The 12,028-nt window shown below is 70.2% G+C and carries 8 protein-coding genes and 1 tRNA gene; 3 read left to right on the top strand and 6 right to left on the bottom strand.

Annotated elements, in window-relative coordinates; translation table 11 throughout:
* The first annotated feature begins 12 nt into the window (after nt 1-12).
* Complete coding sequence (locus AC07VM_RS18445; RefSeq protein ID WP_494912670.1) at nt 13-1,215, top strand: aminotransferase class I/II-fold pyridoxal phosphate-dependent enzyme; 1,203 nt, start codon at nt 13-15, stop codon at nt 1,213-1,215.
* A gap of 12 nt (nt 1,216-1,227) precedes the next feature.
* Here the strand turns inward: AC07VM_RS18445 and AC07VM_RS18440 are convergent, their stop codons facing one another.
* Entirely contained in the window at nt 1,228-2,043 is an 816-nt protein-coding gene (locus AC07VM_RS18440; RefSeq protein ID WP_494912669.1) for a carbon-nitrogen hydrolase family protein, read from the bottom strand.
* A 96-nt stretch (nt 2,044-2,139) separates the two neighbouring features.
* Here AC07VM_RS18440 and AC07VM_RS18435 point away from each other — a divergent pair.
* Nucleotides 2,140-2,213 (top strand) — tRNA-Met (locus tag AC07VM_RS18435).
* Between the two features lie 177 nt (nt 2,214-2,390).
* Here AC07VM_RS18435 and AC07VM_RS18430 read toward each other — a convergent pair.
* The 3 genes from AC07VM_RS18430 to AC07VM_RS18420 form a co-directional block, all read right to left on the bottom strand.
* Nucleotides 2,391-2,798, bottom strand: a complete 408-nt coding sequence (locus tag AC07VM_RS18430; RefSeq protein WP_494912668.1) for an arsenate reductase ArsC — start codon at nt 2,796-2,798, stop codon at nt 2,391-2,393.
* A gap of 165 nt (nt 2,799-2,963) precedes the next feature.
* Nucleotides 2,964-5,870 carry a UPF0182 family membrane protein gene (locus tag AC07VM_RS18425; RefSeq protein WP_494912666.1) on the bottom strand — a complete coding sequence of 969 codons (2,907 nt, stop codon included), beginning with the start codon at nt 5,868-5,870 and terminating at the stop codon, nt 2,964-2,966.
* Between the two features lie 76 nt (nt 5,871-5,946).
* Nucleotides 5,947-7,038, bottom strand: coding sequence for a YlbL family protein (locus AC07VM_RS18420; RefSeq protein WP_267417888.1), 1,092 nt, complete (start codon nt 7,036-7,038; stop codon nt 5,947-5,949).
* 118 nt (nt 7,039-7,156) lie between these two features.
* Between AC07VM_RS18420 and AC07VM_RS18415 the strand changes: the two genes are divergently transcribed.
* Nucleotides 7,157-8,581 (top strand): zinc-dependent metalloprotease, encoded by a 1,425-nt coding sequence (locus AC07VM_RS18415; RefSeq protein ID WP_494912664.1) that lies wholly within the window; start codon nt 7,157-7,159, stop codon nt 8,579-8,581.
* Between the two features lie 820 nt (nt 8,582-9,401).
* On the opposite strand, the gene AC07VM_RS18410 is transcribed toward AC07VM_RS18415, so the two are convergent.
* Nucleotides 9,402-11,123, bottom strand: a complete 1,722-nt coding sequence (locus tag AC07VM_RS18410; protein WP_494912663.1) for an ATP-dependent helicase — start codon at nt 11,121-11,123, stop codon at nt 9,402-9,404.
* Nucleotides 11,120-12,001 carry an NAD(+) diphosphatase gene (gene nudC / locus AC07VM_RS18405; protein WP_494912662.1) on the bottom strand — a complete coding sequence of 294 codons (882 nt, stop codon included), beginning with the start codon at nt 11,999-12,001 and terminating at the stop codon, nt 11,120-11,122. The genes AC07VM_RS18410 and nudC overlap by 4 nt, the downstream gene beginning before the upstream one ends.
* Nucleotides 12,002-12,028: the final 27 nt, after the last annotated feature.

Below are 12,028 nucleotides of genomic sequence, written 5' to 3'. Positions count from 1 at the left end.
AGCCTGTTCTTCATGAGTGTCATCCCCGGCGCCTGGCGGCGCACGGCAGCAGGTGCAGGTCTGCTCGCCTCAGACGGAACCGTCGCGCCCACCATCTTCGCAGAGATGTCGGCCGCAGCGGCCAGAACCGGTGCGATCAATCTCGGCCAGGGCTTCCCCGACGAGGACGGCCCGGCGGAGGTGCTGGAGGCGGCGTGCGCCGCCATCGCGAACGGCGCGAACCAGTATCCGCCCGGACGCGGCATCCCGGATCTGCTGGCGGCGATCAGCGAGCATCAGCAGCGCTTCTACGGGCTCGCCGTCGACCCGGCCACCGAGGTGATCGTGACGGCGGGCGCGACCGAGGCCCTGACGGCGACGCTGCTCGCCCTGATCGACGGCCCGGACGACGAGGTCGTCGTCTTCGAGCCCTACTACGACTCCTACGCCGCAGCCGTGGCCCTCGCCGGCGCCCGGTTGCGCACGGTGCCCCTGCGCGCTCCGGACTTCCAGCCCGACCTCGACAGGCTCGCGGAGACCGTCACGGACCGCACCCGGATCATCCTCGTCAACGATCCGCACAACCCGACGGGCGCGGTCTTCGGTCGCGAGGTGCTCGACGAGGTGGTGCGACTGGCCGGGAAGCACGACGCGATCATCGTCACCGACGAGGTGTACGAGCACCTGTCCTTCCATGCTCCGCACACGCCGATCGCGACGCTCCCCGGAGCTGCCGAGCGGACGCTGACCATCTCGTCGGCGGGGAAGACGTTCTCGACGACGGGCTGGAAGATCGGGTGGGTGCACGGCCCCGCCGCCCTCATCACCGCCGTGCTCACGGTGAAGCAGTACCTCACCTACGTGAACGGGTCTCCGTTCCAGCCCGCCGTCGCCGTGGGACTCCGCCTGGACGAATCCTTCTTCGCGGGTGCCGCCGCCGCTCTCGCCCACAAGCACGAGATCCTCGGCGCCGGCCTGCGCACGGCGGGGTTCACCGTGCACGCACCGCAGGGCGGCTACTTCACGGTGGCGGACGCGACGGCACTGGGCGGAGCGGATGCCGCGGCCTTCTGCCGCACTCTGCCGGAGCGCGCCGGCGTCGTGGCGATCCCGCTGACGGCGTTCGTCTCGGAGGCGCACCGCGGCGACTACGCAGGTCTCGTGCGTTTCGCGGCCTGCAAGCGGGTCGACGTTCTCGAGGACGCGGCCGCACGTCTCGTGCGGTCCTCCGTCTGACGCTGGGGCGACCTACGCCTCCCGCGAGACGACCGCGTACCGCCGCACCCGCAGCGACGGGTTCGTCGCGCGCACCCGGTCGATCGCGGAACGCTCGACGACCGCCACCGCGATCCCCGGCGCGGTCCCGACCCCGGCCAGGACCACTCCCTGGGGGTCGACGATCTGCGAGTGCCCGACACCGATCGGCGTCGGATGATCCGCAGCGACCACGTACACCGTGTTCTCGATCGCGCGCGCGGCGAGCAGCGTCGTCCAGTGGTGCTCCTTGAGGGGACCACGGACCCACTCGGCCGGCACGACCAGCACCTCGGCGTCGGCCTCGACCAGGGAACGCGCGACCTCCGGGAAGCGCAGGTCGTAGCAGGTCAGGAGTCCGAACCGCAGGCCCCCGAGGTCGAAGGTCGCCGCCTCCCCCACATCGCCCGGCTCGACCCAGTCCGACTCGGTCTGCCCGAACGCGTCGTACAGGTGCTGCTTGCGATACACCGCGAGGATGCCGTCTCCGCGCACGGCCACGACGGTGTTCCGCACACGGTGACCATCGGAGGCGCGCTCGGCGAGGCCCGCGACGATCACGACGGCGTAGTCGGCGGCGAGGGCCCGGAGCGTCGCGACGAACTCGCCGTCGAGGTCTTCGGCGTTCGCGGCCAGGCTCTCGTCCATCGGATCGACGAAGTAGCTCGAGTACTCCGGGAACACGATCAACTTCGCGCCGCGGGACGCCGCCTCCGCGGTCAGCTCCGCGATCCGCTCGCGGTTGTCGGCACGGGAGGCCGTGGGCGCGAACTGGCACACGGCGACGGGGACGGCTGCGGTCTCGGACATGCCTTCATCCTCTCGCATCCGCGACGCGCCCGGGACGCACGGGGCGTTCCCTCGATTCGCCCGACCTCCGAATCCGTGATAAGTTACTTCTTGTGCCGCGGGGTGGAGCAGTTCGGTAGCTCGCCGGGCTCATAACCCGGAGGTCGCAGGTTCAAATCCTGTCCCCGCAACGAGAATGCGACACAAGAAAGGCCCTCTGACTCGGAGAAATCCAGGTCAGGGGGCCTTTCGCTTACCCACCCCACACTCACCTTTCGGGGTGCTCGATCAACGGCGTGAGCCGTGGCCCTGATCGACAGGCCCATCGCCGCACCGGCTTGGGCGCCGAGGGCCCGATCGTCCGCGCGTCAGAGGAGCTCTGCCACGAGCCGTTCGATCCGCTCTCGGATGTCGTCGCGGATCGGGCGGACGGCGTCGATCCCCTGCCCGGCCGGGTCATCGAGCTTCCAGTCCTCGTAGCGCTTGCCGGGGAAGAACGGGCACGCATCGCCGCAGCCCATCGTGATGACGACGTCGGACGCCTGGACGGCTTCCGTGGTGAGCACCTTCGGAGCCTCCGCCGTGATGTCGATGCCGAGCTCGGCCATCGCCTCCACCGCGATCGGGTTGATCTGATCCGCCGGCATCGACCCGGCCGAGCGCACCTCGATGCGATCGCCGGCGATGTCGCGCAGGAACCCCGCGGCCATCTGCGAGCGCCCGGCGTTGTGCACGCAGACGAACAGGACGGAGGGTCTGCGGGCGTGCTCACTCATGACTGCTCCCGTTCGGACGTGATGCGCGCGACCGCGCACCCCTCAATACTCCCCCACCCGACACCGACACCGACACCTCACCGACACCGCACCTCATCGACACCGATCCGTACGACGCGAATGGGCGCCCCCGGAGGGACGCCCATTCGATTCTGGTGTGGACGGTTACTTGCCCGCGGCCGAGTCCAGCTCGATCAGCTTCTGCACCGCCGCGGTGAGACGCTCGTCGGCCTCGGCGAACTTCGCGAGGTCTCCCGACTTCAGCGCGGTCTCGCGGTCGAGCAACGCCGTCTGAGCAGCGGCCAGTGCCTCGGCCTCGGCCCCGGTGGGCTGTGTGGGCTCGGTCGTCCCGCCTTCGGGGTCGGGCACCTGTGCGTCCGGATCGGGCTCGACCGTGTCGTCGCCGCCGGTCGCACCGGAGTCACCGCCGAAGAGCGTGTCCAGCGCCTCGGTGAGGGTGTTCTCGAACGCGACGCGGTCACCGAAGGCGACCAGCACCTTCTGCAGGCGCGGCAGCTGCGTCCCCTCGGACGACTGCACGTACACGGGCTGCACGTAGAGCAGACCGCCACCGACGGGCAGCGTCAGCAGGTTGCCGTAGATCACCTCGGACTCACCCTGCTGCAGCAGGTTGAGCTGCGGCACCACCGAGGTGTCCGAGTTGTAGGTGTTCTGCACCTGACCGGGTCCGGGGACCGTGGTGTCGGTGTCGATCTCGAGCATGCGCAGCTGGCCGTAGCCCTCCGCCTTCTTGCCCTTCTCCGAACCGGCATCCGAATCCACCGCGAGATAGCCCATCAGCACGTCACGGCTTCCACCGGCTCCCTGCGAGTTCGGGATGAACGTCGAGAACATCGAGAACCGCGGAGAGTCCTGACCCGGCATCTGCATCGTCAGGTAGTACGGCGGCTGCAGCATCGACTCGCTGCGCGGGTCGTTCGGCGTCTGCCAGCGGTTGTCCTGCTGTGCGAACGATCCGGCCTTGTCGACGTGGTACACGCCGAGGATGTCGCGCTGCACCTTGAACAGGTCGGTCGGGTAGCGCACGTGGCTCATGAGCTCGCCCGACATCTCGCTGTACGGCTTCACCGTCGACGGGTAGACCTTCTGCCAGGTCTTGAGAATCGGGTCCTCGTCGTCCCATGCGTAGAGGGTCACGGAGCCGTCGTAGGCGTCGACCGTGGCCTTGACCGAGTTGCGGATGTAGTTGATGTCGTCGATCGCGAGCGTCGGCGTCGGGACGTTGGAGTCCGCGATCGCATCCGAGAGGCTCACGCTCGTCGAGTACGGGTACGTCTGGCTGGTCGTGTAGCCGTCGACGATCCAGACGATGCGTCCGTCCACCACGCTCGGGTACGGGTCGCTGTCGAGCTCGAGGTACGGCGCCACCTTCTGGACGCGCGTCTTCGGATCGCGGTCGTAGAGGATCTGCGAGTCCTCGTTCACGAGGTTCGAGAACAGGATCTGCTCGGACTGGAACTTCAGCGCGTAGAGGAGCTTCGTGAAGGTGTCGCCGATCTTCGGACCGCCGTCTCCCTCGAAGGTCGTCTTCGTCTCGCTGGAGCCGTCCTTGCCACGCGGGTAGTCGATCTCCGCGGGCTCGGAGCCCTTGGGAGCGCCCACGATCGAGTACTCCGGGGAGTTCTCGCCGAAGTACACACGCGGCTCGAAGTTCTCACGATCGCTCAGGAAGCCCGAGGTCGGGATGCCGCGCTCCAGGAACACCGGCTCTCCGTCCGTGGTCCGCTGGTTGCCCGCGGCCGCGACGAGGCCGTAGCCGTGGGTGTAGACCGCGACGCGGTTGTTCCAGTTGTCGCCGTCGCCGAGGCCGGACATGTCGAGGTCGCGAACCGACACCACGGTGTCCTGCATCACGCCGTCGATCTCGTACCGGTCGACGTCCATCGTCTTCTGGAACTGGTAGTAGCCGCGGTACTGCTCGAGCTGACGGACGGTCGGCGGGATGACCTTCGGGTCCATGATGCGGGTGGACGCGGTGGTCTCGGCGTCGGCGCGCAGCTGACCGGCCTCGGCATCCGTCTTGGCCGCGAACGGCGTCGTCTCGAGGTCGGCGACCCCGTACGCCTCCTTGGTCCCGTCGATGTTCCGCTGGTAGTACTCGGCCTGGTACGCGTTCTGGTTCGGCTTCACCTGGAAGGTGGTGACGACCCAGGGGTATCCGACGCCGACGACGAGCGAGGCCACGATCAGCAGCGCGGTGGCTGCGAGCGGGAAGCGCCAGCGGCCGATGACCGCGGTGACGAAGAAGAGGATCGCCACGACGGCGGCGATGATCGCGAGGATCGCGAGGCCGGGGATCGTCGCGTTGACGCCCGTGTATGCCGCACCGGTGATGCGGTCATCCGGCGCGACCAGCGTCTTGTAGCGGTCGAGCCACAGGCTCACGGCCTGCACGAGCAGGTAGAGACCGGCGATCACGGCCAGCTGGATGCGGGCCGGCTTGGAGATGCGCAGCTCGCCCTGTCCGATGCGGACCGAGCCGTAGAGGTACGACACGAGAGCGGTGATCAGGAGCGAGAGCAGCAGCACGGCCGAGACGAACGCGAGCAGGTTCGAATAGAACGGCATCGCGAACATGTAGAAGCCGGTGTCGATGCCGAACTGCGGGTCGACGTCGGACGTCGCCACACCGTTGGCCCACAGCCACACGGTCTTCCACTGTCCGGCCGACGCGAAGCCCGCGAAGAGGCCGAAGAAGATGGGCATTCCCCACATCGCCAGGCGGCGCAGGGGCTCGATGACCTCCTGGTACCGATCCAGCTGCGAGCTCAGTCGCACGTAGACCGGCCGCAGGCGGTAGGCGAGCTGGATGGCGACGAACAGCGGGACCGCCATCCCGAGGAAGCCGACCGCGAACATCACCGCCGTGGCGATCCACTGCGTGGTCAGGACGCCGGTGAAGCCGACCTGATCGAACCAGAGGAATTCGGTGTACAGGGACGCGAACACGAAGAACACCGCGATCAAGGCGGCGATGATCACCAGTGATATGCCGAGGATGCGTCGGGAGGTTCGAGGCGTGGCCGGATTCGGAGCAGAGGGGGAGGTCACCCTTCCATCCTAGGCATCGCTCACTGTGCGCAGGCTGTCATCCCGGTCACGGCGAGGTCACGGCGACGTCGGAGCGTCAGCTCCCGGCGCGCTCGCACGTCGGCAGCGCGTCGACATCGCCGCCGTCGGCGATGACCTCCAGAGCCGCGAGCGACTCGTCGAGCGTGGCCGTCCGGATCACCTGGAGACCGTCCGGGACGTGCCCGACGACCTCGTCGCAGTTCGAGGCGGGAGCCAGGAAGTACTCCGCTCCGGCGTCGCGGGCGCCGTACAGCTTCTGCCGGATGCCGCCGATCGGCCCGACCGTGCCCGCCGCGTCGATCGTGCCGGTGCCGGCCACGTTCTCGCCGCCGTTGAGCTCGCCCTCGGTCAGGGTGTCGATGATCCCGAGCGCGAACATCATCCCGGCGCTGGGGCCCCCGACGTTGTCCAGCTGGATCGTCACATCGATCGGGAAGTCGTAGTCCGTGCGGAGCGTGACCCCGATGAGCCAGGTCGTCACTCCCCCCTCGACGTGCTTCTCCGGCGTGACCTCGACGGTCTTCTCCGCCCCGTCGCGCAGGATCGTGAGGGTCACCGGATCGCCCGCCGCGTCCTGGACGGCCTCGCGCAGCTGACCGGCCGAGTCGACGGTCGTCCCGCCGATCGCGGTGATCACGTCATCGGGCTCGAGCGTGCCGTCCGCCGGCGAGTCGGTCACCGCATCGACGACCGTGACCTGGGCACCGGTGTCGTAGCCGAGCTCGTTCAGCGCCGCCGCGGTGGCCTCGTGCTGGGAATCGACCATCAGCGTGGCGTTGCGCTCGTCGCGCTGCTCGGTCGTGACCCCCTCGGGGAACACCGAGTCCAGCGGCACGACCGCGCGCGAGGAGTCCATCCACGCCAGCGCCAGCTCGAACCAGCTGGGCGTGCGCTCGCGGTTGCCGACGACCTGCACCGTGGTGAGATCGAGCGTGCCCGCCGTCTTGAACGTGTCGGCGCCCTCGATCTTGATCAGCGGGACCTCGTCGCCCTCTTTGTCCGTCGCGGTTCCGAGCGTGTCGTAGACCGGACCGGGTCGCTGGATCACGTACGGCGACGGCAGGAAGGTCAGCACGACCAGTGCGACGAGCGCGACGACCAGCGCCCAGACTCCGAGTCCGAGCTTTCCAGACCGCGTTCGATCCACAGCATTCCTCCGTCGTTCGCGAGCGGCGTACACCGATCTGCCCGCATCGGGTTCGCGCGCAGAAACCTGTGACTAGCGTAGATGCCACGGCTTCAGACGTGCTGAGAGGGCGAGCGACATGGCAGACAACGACCCGACACCCGAGGACTTCCAGGAGTTCCTCCGCAGGATGCTCGCGAACCAGGGCGGTGGTGACATCGACCCCGAGGCGCTTCGCGGCGCCTTCGAGGGCATGGACGGCCTCACCCTCGATCCCGCGATGATGCAGACGATCATGTCGCAGCTCCAGGGCGCCTTCGGCGGCGACCCCTGGGAGAACGCACTACGGCAGGCGCTGTTCATCGCCAACCGCGACGGGCAGGGCGTCACCGACGGCTCCCGCGGCTCTCTCGCCGACTCGTTCGCGCTCGCGAACCTGTGGCTCGGCGAGGCGACGACGATCTCCGAGCTCGCCGAGGCCCCCACCGCGATGACCCGCGGCGAATGGGTCGAGAAGACGCTTCCGGTGTGGAAGGAGATCGCCGATCCGGTGTCGACCAGCATCGCCGACGCCCTGACCTCCGCCCTCGACACGCAGGTCCCCGAGGAGATGCGCGGCGTGGTGCAGGGAGCGGGCAAGCTCATGCGCGGCCTCGGCGGCTCCGTGTTCGCCGCCCAGTTCGGCCAGGTGCTCGGCAACCTCTCGCTCGAGGTCGTCTCGGGCGGCGACGTCGGCATCCCGGTGCTCCCCGCGGGGACGGCGGCCGTGATCCCGCAGAACCTCACCGCGTTCGGCGACGGCCTCGAGATCCCGGAAGACCAGATCGCCCTCTACCTCGCGACCCGCGAGCTCGCCTATGCCCGCCTCTACCGGCACGCGAAGTGGCTGCACCTGCATGTCATGGCGCAGATCACGGACTTCGCCCGCGGTGTCACGGTCGACGTGGACGCCCTCGAAGACGTCGCCAGCCGCCTCGACCCCTCCAACCCGGAGGAGCTGCGCGCGGCCATCGAGGGCGGGGCCCTCCTCCCCGTGCAGAGCGAGGCGCAGCGGGAGGCGCTGACCCGGCTCGAGAACCTCATCGCGACGATCGACGGCTGGGTGGACGTGGTGACCGCCCAGGCCACCTCGCGCCTGCCCGACGGCGCCCGCATCGCGGAGGCCGCCCGACGCCGGCGCGCCGTGGGAGGTCCGGCCGAGGACGCGCTCGGCGCGCTGGTCGGGCTGAAGCTGCGTCCGCGACGCATGCGCGAGGCCTCGGCGATGTGGCAGGCCGTGACGGATGCCGTCGGCATCAGCTCCCGCGACTCGCTGTGGGACTACCCCGACCTCATGCCGACCGCCGAGGACATCGACGACCCGAGCGCGCTCGTGGCCCGGCTCCAGGCCGTCGAGCGCGGTGAGCAGCCGGTCGCCGACGAGTTCGACGAGGCGCTCGCACGACTGCTCGACGGGGACGACTTCTCCTCCGAGAAGCCCGGCGACGGCGCGGTGGAGCCGAACCAGGAAGACACGAGCGAGGACGACGGCGATGCGGCCCCGGAGGGCGATCGCCCCGTCTGAACGATCGAGGGGCGGAGACGGCACTCCTCCTCCCCCGTCCGCCGAACCCGTCGGAGTTGTCCACGGAACGGCGGATGAGGCACCCGCGGTGACGGCATCCCCTCCAGAATCGGGGGGATGCCGCTCACACCGCCGATCCTCACGCGTCTGAATCCCCGCGCACCGCTGCTGTGGCGGGATGAACACACGCTGCAGCTGGGCGACGACGACGGACCCCGTGTCGAGACCGATGCCGCATGGGTCGAACCCTTGCTGAGCCGCCTGCGCTCCGGTTTCCGTCGCGGGTCCTTCGACGTGATCGCGCACGCGGCGGGGGCTCCGCGGGAGGCTGCGCGGACGCTGCTCGCCCGGTTGGATCCGCTGCTGCTCGACGACCCGCCGCCGTCACGGCCGGCGTGGGTCGAGGCCATCGGGTTCACCGACGGACGCAGCGAGTACCGCATGAGGGAGGCCCTCGCCGACGAGGGCGTCCCTCTGGTCGAGCACGGTCGCGATCCGGCCGTCGCCGTCGTGCTCGTGCGCGGGGCTGCCGCCGCATTGCAGTTCGCACGCTATCTGCGCGAAGACATCCCGCACCTCCCCGTCGCCTTCGAGCCGGGGCGTGTGACGATCGGCCCGCTCGTGCTCCCCGGCGCATCGGCGTGCCTCGCCTGTCGGGACGCGCACGCCACGGATGCCGACCCCGCCTGGCCGCTGCTGCACACGCAGATGATCGGACGCGACCCGGGTCCCCTCCGCGCCGCGCAGGTCGCGGAGGCGGGACGACTCGCCGCCCTCCTCCTCGCGGACGACGGGGCCACCGACGAACGGGTGGTGCGCGTCAGCGCGGACGGTTCGCGCGTGTGGCGTTCGGTGTCGTTTCACGAAGGATGCCGGTGCCGCGGCCCGTGGTCCCCATCTCTGCGAGGAACCGCGACGGCGCCCGCTCCCCCCGACCCGCGGATCTCGACCACGACAGCGCCAGGGTTCGCGCGGCGCGCGTGACGCCCACGTAGGCCAGGCGCCGCTCCTCGTCGACCGCCTCGAACGTCGTGGCATAGGAGATCGGCAGCGAGCCCTCCGCCCATCCGGCGAGGTGCACATGGGGCCACTCGAGTCCCTTGGCCGCGTGCAGGGTCGACAGGGTCACGGTGCGCATCGTGGGCTCGTGCTGGTCCTTCGCCCGCGCCATGAGCGCATCGCTGAAGCTGCGCAGGTCCGCGTCGGGTCCGGCCTCCTCCGCGAGCCGCAGGAGGGCGCGACGGGCTTCCCAGCCGCCACGCTGGGCTCCACCGGCGGCGGGAGGCTCATCCGTGAGACCGAGTTCGCGCAGCACGCGCTGCACGCCGGGCAGGAAGCCCTGCTCGGTCGGAGCCACGGCGGCGGCACGCAGCGCGAGGATCGCCTGACGCACCTCCGGCATCGCGAAGAAGCGGGTCCCGCCGAGCACCGAGGTCGCGATGCCCTCCGCGGCGAGCGCCTGCTGCAGCACGGCCGACTGGGCATGGGCGCGATAGAGCACCGCGATCTCCGACGGGGATGCGCCCGCGGCGATCTGCGCGGAGATCGCGGCAGCGATCCCGGCAGCCTCCTCGCCCTCGGTGTCGTACGCGGTGACGGTCGGCGCCTCCGCGGTGAACTGCTCCCGCGCCGGCACGAGCTCGAGCGCGCCGGGGCGGCCGTGCATCAGGGCGTTCGCGACCGTCAGGATCGGCGGCTGGGAGCGGTAGTTCGTCTCCAGGCGCACGACCGTGGCGTCGGGGTGGCGTCGCTCGAACTCGAGCAGGAAGCGCTGCTCGGCTCCCGCGAAGGAGTAGATGGTCTGGCTGGCGTCGCCGACCACGCAGATGTCGTGCCGGTCGCCCAGCCACAGCTCCAGCAGCCGGTTCTGCAGCGGGGAGACGTCTTGGAACTCGTCGACCGTGAAGTGGCGGTACTGCTCGTGCACGGAGGCGGCGACCCGCGGCTCCGCCTCCAGCATCCCGGCGCAGGCCAGCAGCACGTCCTCGAAGTCGAGCTGGCGGCGATCGTCCTTCAACTCCTCGTACCCGCGCATCAGCTCGACACGCTGTCCCGCGTCGAGGCCGCTGACGGGACGGTCGAGGGCGGCGTACTGCTCGATCGACAGCATCGAGACCTTGCGCCACTCGATCTCGGAGGCGATGTCGCGGAGGGTGGCCGTGCTCGGCCGGAGCCGCATCGCGTCGGCCGCCTGACCGAGCATCCGCACCTTGTTGTCGATGAGCCCGGGGGCCGGCGACCCGGCCAGCGTCGGCCAGAAGAAGTTCAGCTGGGCGAGCGCGGTGGCGTGGAACGTGCGGGCGGCGACGCCCTCGACGCCGAGCGCGCGCAGGCGTCCGCGCAGCTCCCCCGCGGCCTTGGCCGTGAAGGTGACGGCCATCACGCGCGACGGCGAGTAGGCGCCGGTGTCGACCCCGTGCGCGATGCGGTGCGTGATGACCCGCGTCTTCCCGGTCCCCGCGCCGGCGAGCACGGCGACCGGCCCTCGGAGCACGGATGCCGCCGCCCGCTGCCGCTCGTCGAGGGCATCGAGTGCGCTCACTCGCGATCCTCGTACCAGTCGACGATGAGGGCGCGTGCGATCGATGCCGGGCCCGGCAGCCCCACCGGGCCGGTGCCGGCGAGGGCGGAGCCGATCTCGGCGCGGGTGAACCAGCGCACGTCGATGATCTCCTCGCCGTCGGCGAGCGCGGCCGCCTCGTCGTCCACGACCGCACGGAAGCCGACCATGAGGGACCGCGGGAACGGCCAGGCCTGCGAGGAGATGTAGCGCAGGGCGGAGAGCCGCACGCCGGATTCCTCCTCGATCTCGCGGTGCACGGTCGCCTCGAGCGACTCCCCCGCCTCGGTGAAGCCGGCAAAGCAGGAGTACATCCGCCCGCCCCAGTTCGCATTCGCCCCGAGCAGCAGGCGTTCGCCGTCCCGGCTCTCGACCGCGACGATGACCGCCGGATCGGTCCGGGGGAAGTGGTCGCGTCCGCAGACCAGGCAGCGCCGCGACCATCCGCCCTGGCGCAGTTCCGTCCCCCCGCCGCAGGTCGGGCAGAACGGCGCGTCGCGGAGCCAGCCGGCGAGGGCGATCGCTCCGATCAGCAGCTCCGACTCCCGACCGTCGATGCGGCCGCCCAGATCACGCAGCCCCAGCCAGATCTCGTCCGGGGCCGCATCGAGCGCGTCCGTCTCCGGGGGCGCCGCGGCGAGCAGCAGCACCGTGCCGTCCTCATCGCGCCCCAGCAGCGCCCAGGTCGCCTCGACCACGGCGGTCGGCGGGACGCGCAGCAGGGCCGAATCGACGACCCGGACGCGTCCTTCCCGGACGACGATCACACGGGTGGCCGGGTCGGCGCGGAGGCGATCGAGCACGTCGGGCTCCTCGCGGAGTTCGGCGGCGCGGTCGAGGGACGGGCGCTGAATGGTCATCGACTCCCTCTTTCACGGGCGTGGCGG

Source organism: Microbacterium sp. GW821-FHT01D02 (assembly GCF_059422585.1).
The sequence above is the reverse complement of the archived record's forward strand: the minus strand, read 5'-3'. Positions and strand labels throughout refer to the sequence as shown.

Bases quoted from the DNA above. Each gene is read 5' to 3' on its own strand.
- AC07VM_RS18415 (WP_494912664.1), top strand. From the start codon at position 7,157: ATGGCAGACAACGACCCGACACCCGAGGACTTCCAGGAGTTCCTCCGC.
- AC07VM_RS18440 (WP_494912669.1), bottom strand. From the start codon at position 2,043: ATGTCCGAGACCGCAGCCGTCCCCGTCGCCGTGTGCCAGTTCGCGCCC.
- nudC (WP_494912662.1), bottom strand. From the start codon at position 12,001: ATGACCATTCAGCGCCCGTCCCTCGACCGCGCCGCCGAACTCCGCGAG.
- AC07VM_RS18430 (WP_494912668.1), bottom strand. From the start codon at position 2,798: ATGAGTGAGCACGCCCGCAGACCCTCCGTCCTGTTCGTCTGCGTGCAC.
- AC07VM_RS18445 (WP_494912670.1), top strand. From the start codon at position 13: ATGAGTGTCATCCCCGGCGCCTGGCGGCGCACGGCAGCAGGTGCAGGT.